The following is a 14,916-nucleotide window of genomic DNA, read 5'->3' as shown; positions in this document are numbered from 1 at the left end:
AAAGACCGCCTCGTGCAGCTCCTCTGCGCGCGGGATACCGGCACGGCGGCGGTGAGCAGGGATGATGGAGCGGTGCGCCCCCACAAGACCTCCCCCCGCCGCTGGGTCGGCATCGTCGCCGCCGTCGCGGTCGCCGCAGCGCTTCTCAGCGCGTCGCCGGCCACCGCCGCCGTGCCCGCCGCCCTCACCGCCGACACCGCCGCCGCCGCGACCGCGCTCCCCCAGGACGTCCCCGCCGCCGTGCGCCCCGCCGCCGATCTGTCCCAGTTCCGCGCCGGGAACATCATCTCGGACCGGGTGTTCACGGACGCCGGGACGATGACCGCCGGCCAGATCCAGTCGTTCTTCGAGGGCAAGGTCTCGAGCTGCCGGTCGGGCTACACCTGCCTGAAGGACTTCCGCATCTCCAGCGTGAACCGCCCGGCCGACAGCTACTGCCGCGGCTACAGCGGCGCCTCGAACGAGCTGGCCTCGACCATCATCGCGCGCGTCGCCCAGTCCTGCGGCATCAACCCCCAGGTCCTCGTCGTGATGCTCCAGAAGGAGCAGGGCCTGGTCACGCACACGTGGCCGAGCCAGTGGCGCTACGACGCCGCCCTCGGCCAGGGCTGTCCCGACGACGCCCCGTGCGACCCGTCGTTCGTCGGGTTCTTCCACCAGATCTACGGCGCCGCCCGACAGATGAAGATCTACCTCGAGGGCGAGTGGTTCACCTGGTTCGCTCCGGGCAACACCTGGAACATCCTCTACAACCCCGACCGCGGCTGCGGTTCCTCCCCCGTCTACATCGAGAACGCCGCCACCTCCGCGCTCTACTACTACACGCCCTACCAGCCCAACGCGGCGGCCCTGCGCGCCGGCTACGGCGAGGGCGACGCCTGCTCCGCGTACGGCAACCGCAACTTCTACAACTACTTCACCGACTGGTTCGGCAGCACCCAGGGAGGGACCGTCCCCCCGCGAGGGCTCGTCCGCGTGCCGGGGCAGGACGCGATCTACCTCATCAACAACGGCGTCAAGAGCCACGTGCAGACCGCGGAGGACTACGCCGCGTTCCGCTCGCGACTGGGCGACGCCGTCTCCGTCTCCGCCTCGTCGCTGAACGCGGTCCCGGCCGGACCGGCCGTGCGCCGCTACGTCCACGACCCGCGCTCGGGCACGCTGTTCCTCCTCGAGGCGGACGGCACCCGGCATCGCTTCGCCACCCCGGCCCAGATCGAGCTGTTCGGCTATTCGTTCCCGAGCTACGTGAACCTCGAGGCCGCGATCATGGACAAATTCACGAAGGGCGCCGACGTCGGGTCCTTCATCCGGTCCGGATCGGCGCCGGAGATCTACCAGACGCAGGGCGGCAAGAAGCGCTACGTGTCGAGCATCGAGGCATGGCGGGAGATCTCGAAGAACACCCCGGGCTACGTCGCGTCGATGGACCCCTCGGCGTTCGGCCGGGTCACCGCCGGCGCGCCGGTGTTCGCGCGCCACAGCCTCGCCCGCGTGGCGGGGAAGCCGGAGGTGTACCTCACCCTGCCGACCGGCGCCCTCGTCTGGGTTCCGAACCTCCCGCTGGCCGCCGAGCTCGGCGCCACCAGGATGGTGATGGTCTCCGATCTGGCCGTGCGCAGCGCGCCACGCCGATCCGGCGCGCTCTCGCCGGTCGTGGCGTGCGGGACGCCGCGGTACCTCGCCGCGTCGGGCCGGCTCAACCCGCTCAGCGGCACCGACACGGGCGGGTTCACCGTGACGGCCCTCACCGCGGCCGACTGCGGCTGGATGCCGAAATCCGCGACCAGCTACACGGGCCGACTGTTCGTGCAGCCGAAGGGAACCGGCGACGTGTTCCTCCTCCAGCGGGCGCGCCTGCGACACGTGCAGGACTACGCCACGCTGATGAGGCTCAACGGCAATCGTCCCCTTCGCCTCGCCGCGTGGAGCCCGGGCACGGCCGACTGGGTCGGGCGCGCCGGCCCCGTGCTGCCCGACGGCGCCTTCGTCCAGTTCTCCGGCCGGGGCGAGGTCTACCGTCATCGCACCGGCAGCGTCCTCCAGCACGTGCGCGACTATGCGACTCTGCTGCGTCTGGGCGGCGGCGTGATCCCGCCGATCCAGACCCTCCCCGCGGCCTACCGCGGAAGCTACACCTTCGGCTCCCCGATCCTCCGCGACGGAGACATCGTGCGGATCGCAGACGGCGCCGAGGTCTACGTCTTCGAGTCGGATGCCCTCCACCACATCCTCACGGAGGAGGACCTGCTCCGCCGCGGCGACGGAGAGACACCGGAGATCATCGAGATCCCGTCCGAAGAAGCCGACGACTACCCGATCGGCGACCCCGCTGCGCCGGTCGGGCCCGCGCCGGTCGAGCCCACGCCGGTCGAGCCCGCGCCGGAGCCCGCTCCGAGCCCGGAGCCGACGCCCGAGCCCACCGTCGTGCCGTCGCCAGAGCCGACGGTGGAGCCGACGCCCACTCCCAGCGCGTCGCCCTCGCCGGACGTCGAGCCCACGCCCGGGTCCTCCGACGCCCCTGCCGAGTGACGCAGGCGCCCCGACTAGACTGAACGGACTATGACGACACTGCCTGATCGAGTGCTGGTCATCGTGCCCGCGTGGAACGAGGCCCGCAACGTCGGGAACACCGTCACGGAGATCCGGATGGCGGATCCCTCCTACGACGTCGTCGTCGTCGACGACGGCTCCCGCGACGGGACGGCCGACGTCGCCAGGGCGGCGGGCGCCACGGTGATCTCGCTCCCGTTCAACCTGGGCGTGGGCGGCGCCATGCGGACCGGCTTCACCTACGCGCATCGTCACGGCTACCGCCGGGCCATCCAGGTCGACGCCGACGGCCAGCACAACCCGGCCGACATCGCCCGGGTCCTGGCCGGGCTCGAAGACGCGGACATCTCCATCGGTGCCCGCTTCGCCGAGGTGGGCGACTACTCCGTCCGCGGCCCCCGCCGGTGGGCGATGCTGTTCCTCGCCGGCACCCTGTCGCGCGTGGCGAAGACCCGCCTGACGGATGTCACCAGCGGGTTCCGCGCCGCGAACCAGCGCGCGATCGAGCAGTACATCGCCTACTACCCCGCCGAGTACCTCGGCGACACCATCGACTCGCTGGTCGCGGCGTGCCACGCCGGACTCGTGGTCACCCAGGTGCCGGTCGCGATGCGCCCGCGCGCCCACGGCAACCCGAGTCAGGGGCCCATCGGCGCCTCCGTCTACCTGCTGCGCTCGGTGTTCGCCCTCGCCCTCGCCCTGATGCGCGGCCCGCGTCGTGCACAGGCCGTCGCACGAATGGAGCAGGCATGATCGTCGCCGTCGGCATCGCGATGGCCGTCATCATCCTCGCGATCGTCTTCTGGATGCTCCTGGCGCGGCGCCTGCGCGAGAAGTACGCGGTGATGTGGATCGTCATCGCGGTCTGCGTCCTGATCCTGGGGCTGTTCCCCGGGCTGCTGGTGTGGGCGACCGGGCTCCTGGGGGTCCAGGTGCCGGCGAACCTCCTCTTCTCGCTCGCGATCGTCCTTCTCCTCGGAGTCTCCCTGCACCTGTCGTGGGAGCTCTCGCACACGGAGGACGAGATGCGCCGGGTCGCTGAGGAGGCCGCGCTGGCCCGTACGGAGCTGGAGCGGCTGAGCCTTCGGATCGACCAGCTCGAGGCGGCGCGTCCCGGCGACGACGCCGCCGAGCCGCCCCGCCGCTAGCACCGACACGCCGCGCCGAGCGTCAGCGGAGGGCTGTCGACAGCAGCGTCCCGGCGCGACGGATGTCACCGGCGAGCACCGCGCCCATCGCCTCCGCCGCCGCATGCAGACGCGAGATCGTCCGCCGGCGGCCGATCCGCGCGGCACGGTGCCACCCGCGCCCGGACATGCGCGCCGAGTAGGCCAGTGCGAAGTCCCTCTCCTGGGCGAACCGGAGCCCCGATGACGCGGTCGTCGAGGAGACCGAGGCGCGATGGCGCCGGTAGTCGAACACGACGTCGTCGTACACGAGCAGGGAGCCGCCGTCGAGGGCGATGTCGAGCAGGAGAGCGTAGTCGAGAGCGACCGCGTACTCCTCGCGGAAGCCGTGGGCGCGCGCCGTCTCCGTCCGCCACGTGAGCGAGGGGAAGTACGCCCAGTCCGCCCGCATGAGGCTCTCGGCCATGCGCTCCCCGGACAGGAGGACGCCACCGGTCCCCCCTCGCGGGCGCAGCACCGCCTTGATGCGGTCGGCCAGCGGAAGCACCGGACGGCCCTCCTCGTCGATCACGCGGACTCCGGGTTGCACGATGTCCGCCTCGGGGTGGGCGGCCAGCCGCGCGGCGACGCTGCGCAGATAGCCCGGGTGCATCAGGTCGTCGTCGCCGAGCATGACGAAGTGGGGTGCGCGGACGAGGTCGAGACACCGGCTGAAGTTCCGTGCCAGACCGATGTTCTCCGCGTTGCGCACATACTCGATGCGGGCGTCCCCCTGCGCCTCCAGGCGCTGCCGGATCCCCTCCTCCGGATACGCGTCGTCCACCACCACGAGCCGCCAGTGCGGGTACTCCTGCGCCAGGACGGACTCGATCGCCGCCCACGCCCGATCGGCCGGGCTGTAGTACGGAAGGACGACGTCGATCACACGGTCGTCGGCCATGCTCAGGGCCTGCCCTGGCGGCCGGCCAGGCCGTCACGGATGCCGCGGATCGCCGCCGGCAGATGCAGCCGGCGGTCACGGCGGACACCCACGACGAGCTCCTCAGCGGCGCGGCGCGCGACCCCGACGACCGCCGGGACGACCGGAAGCCGTGCCTTTCGCGCGAACAGCACCATGTTGCGCAGGCCCAGTCGGAGGGGGTGAGCGCCGGGCTCCTGCTGCGCGGTCTCCGAGACGACGAGCGTCCGCCAGCCGGCGCGGGCGAGAGACCATCCCGTATCGACGTCCTCGAAGTAGAGGAAGTACCGCTCGTCGATGCCGCCGATCCCCTCGAGCGCCGTCCCGCGGTAGAGCGCCACGGCGCCGTCCACCCAATGCACCGCTCGCGCGTCGCCGACGACCTCGTCCGTGCGGTGGTAGGCACGTCCGCCCCGGGTCAGCACCCCGCCCGAGGAGAAGATCCGGTCCGGGCGCGAGACCCATCGCAGCGTCGGCGCCACGCACCCCGCCCGGGGGTCGTCCGACAGCGCGTCCAGGAGCGCACCGGCGAGCGTCGGGGCGAAGACCGCGTCGTGGGTGAGCACGAGCAGGTTCGCGATCCCCGCGGCGCGCGCGCGGGCCGCGGCGATGTTGACCGCGGCGGCGTAGCCGGGATTGTCGTCCCGGGTCACGAGTTCGAGAGGGAGCGCGAATCCGGCGAGGGAGGTCTCCTCGATGTCACCGCCGTTGTCGACGACGACCACGAGCTCGGGCGGGCGGGTCTGCGCACGGAGGCGCTCGAGCACCACGCGGAGCAGATCCGGCCGGTGGTACGCGATGACAACGGCCGCGTAGCCGGGAGCCGGCACGGCGGCGTCATTCGTCTCGGACATCGACGCCTAGGCTAGCTGATATGCATTCGCCCTCACCTGTGCCCGGCCGTCGACCCGCCGTCGCCAGCGTGACCAAGTACATCCCGTACGCGGGGATCGCGCACGCGGGTGGAGAGTACGCGCTTCAGCACTACCGGGCGCTTCGGGCGGACGTCGAGCTGACCGCGATCGCGCCGGCGAGCGCGCTGAACCGTGAAGCCGTGGCGAAGGGGGCCGAGGGCCCTCTTCTGCTGCTCTCGGGCCACGGACCGACCTCCTCGGACCGTCTCAAGCTGCTGGCCGACATCGGCTCACTGCTTCGCGGCAGCACCGCGCACGCCTGGTTCGCCGGTGCGCTCCGTCGCAGCGGCTCGGCGGCGGCGCTCCTTGCCGGCGCTGAGGTGGTCGAGTTCCAATGGTCGGAGATGGGCAGCCTGATCCCGCTCGTCCGGGCGCGGTCCCCCCGCGCCCGCCTCGTCGTCATCGCCCACGACGTCATCACGCAGCGTTGGTCGAGGGCTGCTGAGACGGCGGAGAATCCCCTCCTGCGCACCGCCTACCGCATGGCGGCGGCGTGGAGCGCCCGTCGCGAGCGACGCACGTTCGAGGCCGCCGACCGGGTCGTGGTGTTCAGCGAGAAGGACGCGGGTCTGGTCCGGGCGCTCGCGCCGGACGCTCGCCCCGAGGTCGTGCGCCCCGGCTTCCCCGTCCCGCCCGTCGCGGCGCCGCGGCCGGCGGACGCGTCGCCCACGGTGGTCTTCAGCGGTGCGATGGGCCGCCCCGACAACGATGAGGCCGCGCGGTGGTTCCTCCAGCGGGTCTGGCCCCAGGTGCGCGCGACGGTGCCCGACGCGCGTTTCACCGTGGTCGGTGCGCATCCGACCCCCGCCCTCCGCGATCTGGCCGCCGCCGACGATTCCGTGACGGTCACGGGTTTCGTGGAGTCGATGGATCCCTATCTCGACCAGGCGGATGTCGTCGTCGTGCCGTTGCACAACGGCGCCGGGGTCAAGTTCAAGACGATCGACGCCCTCCTCCGCGGGATCCCTGTGGTGGCGACGCCGGTCGGGGCCGAGGGGATCGAACGGGAGGGGGCGATCCGCCGCGTGACCGACGATCCGGACGCCTTCGCCGCCGCGGTCGTCGATGTCCTGCAGGACCCCGACCGTCGGCACGAGGCGGAGGTGCGCGAATGGGCGGTCGGCGAATACGGGCTGGAGGGCTTCCGGTCCCGGATCACCACGCTGTACCGAGAGCTGATCGAGGAGGGCCCCCGATGACCCAGAGCACCACCGATGCCGTGGTCTCCGCCGTGATCCCGACCTTCCGTGCCCCCGAGGCCCTGCGCGAACGGGTGCCGGAGCTGCTCGCCCAGGTACAGACCGTCATCCTCGTCGACGACGGCACGGCGACGACGAGCGCGTTGGGGATCGACGATCCGCGCGTCGAGGTGATCGAGCTTCCCGAGAACGGCGGCATCGCCCGGGCGCTGAACGTCGGATTCGACGCTGCGCGCACACGCGGCGCGACACACGTGCTGACGCTCGATCAGGACTCCTGGATCCCAGAGGGCTACGTCGAGCGCGCCCTCCGCGCGCTGTCCGACGCGATCCGGCGCGGCGAGGAGCCGGTCGGAGCGGTCCCGTCCTCGGCGGGAGGGACCGGAGTGGTCCTGGACCGGGAGGGAGTGCCGTTCGATCCGATCCAGGCCGGGCAGCTGGTCCGGATGGACGTGTTCGACCGGCTGGGCGGTTTCGACGAGACGCTGTTCATCGACGCGGTGGACAGTGAGTACACGCTGCGCGCGTGGCAGCACGGCTCCCGATACGTGCTCGTCCCCGATTCCGACATCGGCCACGAGCTGGGGACGCTCGTGCCGCTCACGGTCTTCGGCCGTCGGCTGGTGCTGGGCGGCCGCCCTCGGCACCTGCTTTACCACGCCCCGTTCCGCACCTATTACATGGTGCGCAACTCCGTGGTGCTGGCGCGGCGCTACGGACGCGAACGGCGTGCCTGGACGCGGCGGCGCACCCGCCTGCTCACCTCGATGATCCTCGGCGGGCTGCTGGTCGCCGGCGACCGGCGTGCACAGCTGCTGGCCCTGCGCGAAGGCATCCGCGACGGCCGTGCCGGGGTCGGCGGACGGATTCCCGACGAGCTGATGACGCGTCTGCGCCGTCTGGGCAGGAAGGTCGGATGAGCGCCGTCCCCGGGCCCCGCGGGGGCCGGGCGCGGAAGGCGATCGGACATGAGCTGGTCCGTCGCTCGTTCCTGTTCTCGCTGTCGATCATCCTCTCCACACTCGTCGGGGTGCTCTCGATCCCCATCCTGATCGAGCAGTTCGGCGACACGACGTGGGCACGGTTCGCCGTACTGCAGTCGATCGCTCAGTTCCTCGCCGTCATCGTGGGGTTCGGTTGGGGGGCGACGGGGCCGAGCACCGTCGCCGGCCTGCCTGCGGACGAGCGCAAGGCGTTCTTCGCCACGTCCGTCCTCGCCCGCGTCGTCATCATGATTCCGGTCCTCGTCCTCGGCGCACTGATCGCCTCCGCGATCGTTCGCATGGACCTGCTCACCGCGGCCCTCGCCGCTCTCACCTCCGTCGCACCGGCGGCAGGTGCCGCGTGGTACTTCATCGGGACGAATCGCCCCGTCGCCCTCTTCTTCTTCGATGCGCTGCCGGCGATCCTCGGACAGGCCGCCGCCCTCGTGGGTGTGCTCCTCGCCCCGTCCCTGCTGGTCTACGTGTCCTGCACGGCCGGGTTCGCGACGCTCGGCCTCCTGTGCTCCTGGCTGTTCGTCGCCACGCGCACGGCGGACGGGCCGTGGCGCGTCGACCGGTCCCAGACCCTGCGAGGGCTCCTGCAGGATCAGATGCCCGGGTTCACCGCGACGTTCACCTCGAGCCTCATCACCACGCTGCCGACCGTCATCGTGCAGCAGATCGTCGCTCCGTCCGCGCTTCCGCTGTTCGTGCTGGCGGACCGGCTCTCCCGGTACGCGGGGCTCGTCCTTGCCCCGATCCTCCAGGCGATCCAGAGCTGGGTGCCCGAGGCCGGACGCGAGCACATCCGTTCGCGCGCACGGATCGCCATGCTCGTCGCCGCTGCCATCGGCGTCGTCGGCGCCGTCGGCATGATCACGTGCGCGCCGTGGGTGTCGGCTCTGCTGTCACAGAACAAGGTCGCCATCCCGCTCCTGCTCGCGGTCGTGATGGGCCTCGGCTTCGCGGGCGAGGCGATCAGCCAGGTCGTGGGCCTCGCGGTGCTGGTCACGATCGGTCGGTCCCGCGATCTTGCGCTGTCGGCGAGCGTGGCCACCGTGGCCGCACTGCTCGGAGTGCTGGTCGGTGCGCTGCTCCTCGGCGTCCCGGGGGCCTTGATCGCCCTCGCGCTCACATCGATCGGCCTGGCGGTCTATCGCTCGCATGCGGCACTGCGCGGCCTCGCGGCCACTGCCTCCTGACCGCGGTCACGCGGAACCGACGTGCGGCCCCGGGCCTGCGACTACCCGCAGGCCGTGACCCGATAGAGGCGGGCGTTGCCCTCCTCGTCCACGAGCTCGACCGCGTCCGAGGTCGAGAGCCGGTCAAGACCGCGGTAGTGGTGACGCCCCTCGTTGACCTCACGCCGGCCGAAGTCGAGCACGTAAGAGACGCGACGCTCCGCCAGCAGGTCGCAGACCTCGGATCCCGCCTGGGCGGTGTCGAGCCCGTCGAGGATCTCCTGCATCTCCGGGGAGATGTACATGAGCGTGTGCGGCAGAAGGACCTCACGGTCCGCGAGCGCGTATGCCAGGGCCGTGCCGGTCCACGGGCTCCCGACGATGACCGCGTCCGCCGGCACCTCGTCGTCCAGTCGATCCAGCAGTGCCCACTCGTCCGTGCTCAGGAGCGGGGCCTTGGCGGTGAGGGCGTAGTTCGCCCGTGCGTCGCGGACCGCCTGTCGCATGCTCATGGCCTGCGGAAGCGGGAACACCGCGACCACGAGGGCGGCCAGCGCGATCGTCGCCACGGCGGGACGGGCCAGGCGTCGGCGTGCGATGAGCGCGTCCCATGCGGCGGTGAACCCGAGCGCCGCCAGGGGCACCCACACGAGGGGCATGATCGCGGCGAGCCGCGGGATGTTGTTGTACCACGCCCCGACGAGGACGTCGCGCAGCAGAAGGTACGGCACCCCTGCCACGGTCACGTACAGTCCTGCGGCGAGGAGGAAGAGGGCGAACGCCAGCCAGCCCCGCGTGCTCCTCTGCCGGAACACCGCGACGAGACCGAGCACGACGAGCAGGGCCATGCCGAGGTTCACCGGGGCACGGTCCACGGACGCCGTGGCGATCTCGCCGATCGCCTGTCCCACCGTCATCTCCGGAAGCCATGTGCGCGCATCGGCCGGCGGCCGCAGGACGTACCAGAGGACGCCGGCGACCACGAGGTACGCGCCGATCGACGCCCACGGCCACAGGCCGCCGGGCGGTCGGCCGGGGACGACCCGGGCGCGCCGGACGAGCGCGGTCACCAGGACGACGGTGCCGAACGCGAGGAGGATGACGAACGCCCCCGGATGGCTGATCGCGATCGCGGGGAGCAGACCCGCCAGGGCGACGAGCCACAGGACGCGCTCCCGCGCATCCCGGTGCGCGCCGAGCACGGCACGGATGAGCAGCGCCAGAGAGACCGGGACGAAGCTCAGCGCCATCATGTACGGGAAGAGCACGCCGTAGTCGGCGGGGAGGATCGGGAACGCCGGGAAGCACGTGGCCGCCGCGGCCGCCGCGATGATCGTCACGGTGCGGCTGCCCCAGAGCTCACGGGTCAGCGTCACGATGCCGGTGGTCCAGACGAAGGCGGCGAAGCCGATCACCAGCGCATTCGACGCCACGGGGATCGAGACGCCGCAGAGCTCCACGAGCAGGGCCGAGAGCGCATGCCATCCCGCCGGGTAGAAGGTCGGCGCCACGCCCGACTCCGCGCTGGTCAGGGAGGACACCCAGAACGGGGAGGCGTTCCCGGTCTCGAGGATGTACCGGACGGCGTTGAGGTGGAAGATGTTGTCGAAGGTCTGCGAGATGTGCTCCGGCGACGAGATCATCAGGAGCACCTGCGCCAGGATCACGACCGGCGCGGCCACGGTCGCTGCGATCGCCCACGGACGCAGCCGGGCGTCCGCGGACCCGAGCGATCGTCCCCGCCAGATCAGCAGTCGGAGGACCGCCGCCAGCGCCAGGAGCACCACCGCGAGCAGCGCCACGGGGAGGATCCCCCACCGCAGTCCCAGCACCGGCGCGATCGTCGAGGCCAGTACGACGATCGTCACCGACGCGGGCCCGGAGACGGCGACCGCCCACAGCCCGCGCAGCCCGAGGACGCGGGCCACCAGGTAGCCGGGGACGAAGAGCAGCAGACCGAGGGTGCCGAGGGCGAGCAGGAATTCGATCCAGGTCGTCATGGGAATGTCGTGCGCTCCTCGTCCGCGGCGGTGGGCTTCTCCGGCGCTGTGCCGCCAGACGGCAGGGCGAACGCCGGATCGATCCTATCCCGCGGAGGTTCGTGCTCCCCCGTGCTCAGCGCGGCGTCCGCGCGGAGGCGCGCACGGCCAGGGCGTGGGCGCGCCGGCGGCCGCCCGTGAGCGTTCCCGCCGCCCAGCCGACGAGGTACTCCAGAGAGGAGCGGCGCACCATGATGCCCTTCGCCTCGGCCTCGCGTTGCAGTCGGCGCAGCGGACCGAGCCGGCGCCGCCGACCGAAGGCGGCGGAGACGGCCTCGTCCACCGGTCGCCCGCGCCGTTCCAGCACCTCGACGATCACCTGTCGCCACCCCACCTGGACGAGGAAGAACATCCGCAGCACCGCCAGGGGCGATGCGCTTCCCTCGTACTTGCGCGCCTTGGCCAGCGTCTCGCGGATCGTGTCACTGAGCCCCATCGCCTTCTGCTGGGAGGGGTCGCCGTACACGTTCGCACCGTGCTGGACGTAGTCCTGCACCACGTCCTCGACGATGGCGAGATCGCCGTACGTCGCCGCCACGACGGCCAGCCAGTGATCGTGTGTCTCCACCCGGGTCGGCACGCGGGGGAACGGGAGGGCCGTGGCGAGCAGCTCGCCGCGGAACACGCAGAGCGAGCCGGTGACCTGGTTGGCGAGCACGAGCTGGGCGGCGCCCCAATAGGCGCGGTCGGTCGTTCCGAGCACCTCCCCCGACGGGTGACGCACCAGGCGCGCCTGCCCGGAGGCGAGCGGGGCATCGGTCAGCCGCTGCGTGAGGACGGCCAGCTTCTCCGGATACCAGTGATCGTCCTGGTCGCTCAGCGCGACCCACTCCGCGTCCGAGGGGACCTCGAGCAGTCCCCGTTCGAAGTTGAGGTAGAAGCCGCGGCGCGTCCCGTCCGCGACGACGCGGAACCGAGGGTCGTCGCCGACCGTCTCCGCGAGCACACGTCGCACGGTCTCCGCCTCGCCGTCGACGGAGATGACGCACGTCCACTCGCGCAGCGTCTGCTCCTGGATGCTGCGCAGCTGGCGAGCGAAGAGATCAGGCGCCGGTTGGTAGGCCGCGAGGACGATCCAGCCGCGCGTCGAGGTCATGCCTGCCCGTTCCCCTCATGTCCGTCGGATTGCCCTCACGAGCCTACCCGCGGAATCCGACCGCCTCGGGCTCAGCCGACGACGACCGCCTCGTCGCCGGTCCGGGCGGGACCGGCGGTGCCGCGGCCGCCGTCGCCCGTCGGACCCGGCGTATGCCCGGGCGCTCCACGAGCAGCCAGCCCGTCCCCCAGGAACCCTGTCAGGACCCGCGCGAGATCAAAAGCGCGACCGGTGCGAACACGAAGGCCGTGACGACCAGGCACACGAGGAACCCGGGCATGATCCACGCCACCCGGTGGACGAGGAGGGCGCCCGCCGTCGTCTTCAGCCGCGAACGGGTGATGAGGGCGCCGCTGATCAGGAAGAAGGCGTGCACGGCCCAGGTGCCCAGGCTCACGCCGGCGATCGCGGGCGCGTCCGGCAGCCCCAGGACCGCGTAGCTGTGCACCCACAGGAGAAAGAAGGCCAGGATCAGCCGGAACAGGTTGAGGCTGTTCGAGCCGTAGGGGAAGACGATTCGCCGGGTGACCCATGCACGCGCGTCGCCGACCTGTGTCCGCATGTCGCCTTCTGTCCTGTCAGCGCGCCCTCATCGGCGCGACGGTGGACGGGATGCCTCGCCGGTGAGTGCACCCGTTGCGGTCATGCTGGCCACGCGGGACACCGACACCGTGCATCCCGACACGAGCGCGTCGGCGCGTCGGCGTCGGACCGTGCCGGACGGACCCGACACCCTAGGATGGGTGGGGATCTCGCCCGAAGAGACCCGTATGGAAGTGAGAACCGTCGTGTCGCAGCCCTCTGCCGCAGCCGCGGACCGCCTCATCGCGCCCGGCGCCAGCGGCGGCTTCTTCGACGTGTTCCGTCGACGCTACCTGCTCAGCCTGATCGTGAAGAAGGAAGTCGGCATCCGCTATCGCGGATCCGTCCTCGGGTGGCTGTGGTCCTACGTCAAGCCGCTCATCCAGTTCCTCGTCTTCTTCTTCGCCCTGGGCGTCTTCATGGGGCTGAACAGGTCGATCGACTACTACCCCATCTATCTGCTGTCCGGCATCACCGCGGTGACGTTCTTCAACGAGTCCTTCGCCAACGGGACCCGTTCCCTCGTCGACAACGCGGCCCTGATCAAGAAGATCTACTTCCCGCGGCAGATGTTCCCCGTGGCGAGCACCTTCGTCGCCGCGGTCAACACGGTCCCTCAGATCATCGTCGTCATCGTCATCGCGCTGTTCTTCGGCTGGACTCCCTCGCTACTGCACCTCGCGGCGCTCCTGCTGGGCCTGGTGATCATCGCCCTGCTCGCCACCGGGCTGGGCATGCTCTTCGGGGCGATCAATGTGACGTTCCGGGACGCCCAGAGCTTCGTGGAGATCATCGTGATGATCTCGGTGTGGGCGTCGCCGGTCATGTACCAGTGGCAGATGGTGCAGTCGCAGGTCCCCGAGACGGTCTTCCAGCTCTATGCGCTGAACCCGATCACCGCGGCCGTCGAGCTGTTCCACTACGGCATCTGGCAGCCGCTCGACCCCGGCGAGGGCACCGTGTTCCCCGACCTGTGGATGCACGCCGGCATCGCCCTGGGCGTGTCCCTGATCATCGTCGTCCTCGGCGAGCTCGTCTTCCGGCGACTGGAGGGTCGTTTTGCACAGGACCTCTGATGTGGCGCACGCCGCCACGGACACGACCCGGATCGTGGTGGACGACGTCCACAAGCACTTCAAGCTGCGCCACACGCACTCGATCAAGGAGACCTTCGTCGCGGCCATGCGGCGCAAGAAGCTCACCACCGACTTCCAGGCGCTCGACGGCGTCTCGTTCTCGATCGACCAGGGAGAGTCCGTCGCGCTGCTGGGCTACAACGGCTCGGGCAAGTCGACGATGCTGAAACTGATCTCCGGCGTGCTGCAGCCCGATCAGGGGCGTGTGCTCACCCGGGGGCGGGTCGCCGGTCTCATCGAGGTCGGCGCCGGGTTCCATCCCGACCTCTCCGGACGGGAGAACATCTTCCTCAACGCCGCCATCCTGGGGATGACGAAGAAGGAGATCGAGGAGCGCTTCGACGCCATCGTGGAGTTCAGCGAGATCGAGAAGTTCATCGACACCGAGGTCAAGCACTACTCCTCCGGGATGTTCCTGCGCCTGGCGTTCTCCGTCGCGATCCACACCGAGGTCGACATCCTGCTCATCGACGAGATCCTCTCCGTCGGCGATGAGCCGTTCCAGCAGAAGTGCCTCGCGCGCATCCGCGAGCTGCACGACCAGGGCAAGACCCTCGTCGTGGTGAGCCACGACCTGGACATGGTCTCCGACCTCTGCGCGCGCGGCGTCCTCCTGCGCGACGGCAAGGTGCGCTTCGACGGCCCCAGCAAGGAGGCCGTCGAGATCATGCGCGCCTAGAGGCGCCAGCGGGAGGCGCGCCGTCAGAGCTCGGCGTGCAGCGCCCACACCTGTGCGGCCGCGCTGCTCCAGCTGAAGGCGCGCGCACGGTCACCGGCGATGACCTGGAGGCGCTCCCCGCCCGCGTCGACCGCCTCCGCGAGCGCGTCCGCGATCTCTTCCGCGGGCACGAGGAGGCCGCCGTCGGCGATCACGTCGCGGTGCACCCCGGTGTCGAGCGCGACGACCGGGACGCGCAGCGCCATGGCCTCCAGCAGACGCCAGGGCCAGGACGCGTGCGGATCGAGACAGACGAAGGCGCCCGCGCCGTCGAGGACCGCAGCACGGTCGGCGGGAGACGACCGCTCCCGCACGTGCACCCGTGCGGCGGGCAGTCCTGCGGACTCGGCGAGATCGATGATCCCCGCCTCGTCCCCGTCGGCCGCATCGAGGACGACGACCGCGCGGCGCAGCGCCGCCGCCGCGCGCA

The 14,916-nt window shown here is 71.1% G+C and carries 14 protein-coding genes; 8 read left to right on the top strand and 6 right to left on the bottom strand.

The genetic code is table 11. The features are described from left to right. Positions 1-72: 72 nt before the first annotated feature. Genes MR1_RS20390 through MR1_RS11425 form a run of 3 tightly spaced genes read left to right on the top strand, consistent with a single transcriptional unit; the run spans position 73 to position 3,701 of the window. A complete protein-coding gene (locus tag MR1_RS20390) occupies positions 73-2,532 on the top strand; it encodes a hypothetical protein (RefSeq protein ID WP_067246591.1) in 2,460 nt (819 codons plus the stop codon). Between the two features lie 30 nt (positions 2,533-2,562). Beyond that, positions 2,563-3,306 (top strand): glycosyltransferase family 2 protein, encoded by a 744-nt coding sequence (locus tag MR1_RS11430; RefSeq protein WP_067246588.1) that lies wholly within the window; start codon positions 2,563-2,565, stop codon positions 3,304-3,306. Then, the gene (locus MR1_RS11425; protein WP_067246585.1) at positions 3,303-3,701 is read left to right on the top strand and encodes a DUF2304 domain-containing protein; all 399 of its coding nucleotides are present in this window, start codon (positions 3,303-3,305) and stop codon (positions 3,699-3,701) included. Before MR1_RS11430 ends, MR1_RS11425 begins: the two co-directional genes overlap by 4 nt. 22 nt (positions 3,702-3,723) lie before the next feature. Here MR1_RS11425 and MR1_RS11420 read toward each other — a convergent pair whose 3' ends face one another. Both MR1_RS11420 and MR1_RS11415 read right to left on the bottom strand, forming a co-directional pair. Further along, entirely contained in the window at positions 3,724-4,620 is an 897-nt protein-coding gene (locus tag MR1_RS11420; protein WP_067246583.1) for a glycosyltransferase, read from the bottom strand. Positions 4,621-4,622: 2 nt separating this feature from the next. Continuing rightward, positions 4,623-5,492 (bottom strand): glycosyltransferase, encoded by an 870-nt coding sequence (locus MR1_RS11415; RefSeq protein ID WP_067246580.1) that lies wholly within the window; start codon positions 5,490-5,492, stop codon positions 4,623-4,625. 68 nt (positions 5,493-5,560) lie between these two features. Between MR1_RS11415 and MR1_RS11410 the strand changes: the two genes are divergently transcribed. From MR1_RS11410 to MR1_RS11400, 3 genes are read left to right on the top strand one after another with little or no spacing between them, the layout of a single operon-like run. Beyond that, a complete protein-coding gene (locus tag MR1_RS11410; protein WP_169797681.1) occupies positions 5,561-6,751 on the top strand; it encodes a glycosyltransferase family 4 protein in 1,191 nt (396 codons plus the stop codon). Continuing rightward, positions 6,748-7,671 carry a glycosyltransferase gene (locus tag MR1_RS11405; protein ID WP_067246575.1) on the top strand — a complete coding sequence of 308 codons (924 nt, stop codon included), beginning with the start codon at positions 6,748-6,750 and terminating at the stop codon, positions 7,669-7,671. Before MR1_RS11410 ends, MR1_RS11405 begins: the two co-directional genes overlap by 4 nt. After that, positions 7,668-8,936 carry a lipopolysaccharide biosynthesis protein gene (locus tag MR1_RS11400; RefSeq protein ID WP_067246572.1) on the top strand — a complete coding sequence of 423 codons (1,269 nt, stop codon included), beginning with the start codon at positions 7,668-7,670 and terminating at the stop codon, positions 8,934-8,936. The genes MR1_RS11405 and MR1_RS11400 overlap by 4 nt, the downstream gene beginning before the upstream one ends. 41 nt (positions 8,937-8,977) lie before the next feature. Here the strand turns inward: MR1_RS11400 and MR1_RS11395 are convergent, their stop codons facing one another. The 3 genes from MR1_RS11395 to MR1_RS11385 all read right to left on the bottom strand — a co-directional run bounded on the left by MR1_RS11395 (position 8,978) and on the right by MR1_RS11385 (position 12,612). Next, on the bottom strand, positions 8,978-10,915 hold the full coding sequence (locus MR1_RS11395) for a DUF6541 family protein (protein ID WP_067246569.1): 1,938 nt from the start codon (positions 10,913-10,915) through the stop codon (positions 8,978-8,980). A 115-nt stretch (positions 10,916-11,030) separates the two neighbouring features. Further along, positions 11,031-12,050, bottom strand: a complete 1,020-nt coding sequence (locus MR1_RS11390; RefSeq protein ID WP_067246567.1) for a glycosyltransferase — start codon at positions 12,048-12,050, stop codon at positions 11,031-11,033. A gap of 199 nt (positions 12,051-12,249) precedes the next feature. Beyond that, positions 12,250-12,612 (bottom strand): acyltransferase family protein, encoded by a 363-nt coding sequence (locus MR1_RS11385; RefSeq protein ID WP_067246563.1) that lies wholly within the window; start codon positions 12,610-12,612, stop codon positions 12,250-12,252. 208 nt (positions 12,613-12,820) lie between these two features. On the opposite strand from MR1_RS11385, the gene MR1_RS11380 reads away from it, so the two are divergent. Together MR1_RS11380 and MR1_RS11375 are read left to right on the top strand one after the other, a co-directional pair. Next, positions 12,821-13,708, top strand: a complete 888-nt coding sequence (locus MR1_RS11380) for an ABC transporter permease (RefSeq protein ID WP_157518093.1) — start codon at positions 12,821-12,823, stop codon at positions 13,706-13,708. Between the two features lies 1 nt (position 13,709). Beyond that, positions 13,710-14,447 (top strand): ABC transporter ATP-binding protein, encoded by a 738-nt coding sequence (locus tag MR1_RS11375; RefSeq protein ID WP_157518090.1) that lies wholly within the window; start codon positions 13,710-13,712, stop codon positions 14,445-14,447. Between the two features lie 23 nt (positions 14,448-14,470). On the opposite strand, the gene MR1_RS11370 is transcribed toward MR1_RS11375, so the two are convergent. Beyond that, a partial coding sequence (locus tag MR1_RS11370) for a glycosyltransferase (protein ID WP_157518087.1) occupies positions 14,471-14,916 on the bottom strand: 446 nt, incomplete at its 5' end.

The sequence above is a fragment of the Microbacterium resistens NBRC 103078 genome (genome assembly GCF_001552355.1).
GTDB classification, from domain to species: Bacteria; Actinomycetota; Actinomycetes; order Actinomycetales; family Microbacteriaceae; genus Microbacterium; species Microbacterium resistens.
The sequence above is the reverse complement of the archived record's forward strand: the minus strand, read 5'-3'. Positions and strand labels throughout refer to the sequence as shown.

Excerpts from the sequence above, each read along its gene's own strand:
- MR1_RS11425 (WP_067246585.1), top strand. The coding sequence starts at position 3,303 with ATGATCGTCGCCGTCGGCATCGCGATGGCCGTCATCATCCTCGCGATC.
- MR1_RS11420 (WP_067246583.1), bottom strand. The coding sequence starts at position 4,620 with ATGGCCGACGACCGTGTGATCGACGTCGTCCTTCCGTACTACAGCCCG.
- MR1_RS11415 (WP_067246580.1), bottom strand. The coding sequence starts at position 5,492 with ATGTCCGAGACGAATGACGCCGCCGTGCCGGCTCCCGGCTACGCGGCC.
- MR1_RS11385 (WP_067246563.1), bottom strand. The coding sequence starts at position 12,612 with ATGCGGACACAGGTCGGCGACGCGCGTGCATGGGTCACCCGGCGAATC.
- MR1_RS11405 (WP_067246575.1), top strand. The coding sequence starts at position 6,748 with ATGACCCAGAGCACCACCGATGCCGTGGTCTCCGCCGTGATCCCGACC.
- MR1_RS11400 (WP_067246572.1), top strand. The coding sequence starts at position 7,668 with ATGAGCGCCGTCCCCGGGCCCCGCGGGGGCCGGGCGCGGAAGGCGATC.
- MR1_RS11390 (WP_067246567.1), bottom strand. The coding sequence starts at position 12,050 with ATGACCTCGACGCGCGGCTGGATCGTCCTCGCGGCCTACCAACCGGCG.
- MR1_RS11430 (WP_067246588.1), top strand. The coding sequence starts at position 2,563 with ATGACGACACTGCCTGATCGAGTGCTGGTCATCGTGCCCGCGTGGAAC.
- MR1_RS11380 (WP_157518093.1), top strand. The coding sequence starts at position 12,821 with ATGGAAGTGAGAACCGTCGTGTCGCAGCCCTCTGCCGCAGCCGCGGAC.
- MR1_RS11395 (WP_067246569.1), bottom strand. The coding sequence starts at position 10,915 with ATGACGACCTGGATCGAATTCCTGCTCGCCCTCGGCACCCTCGGTCTG.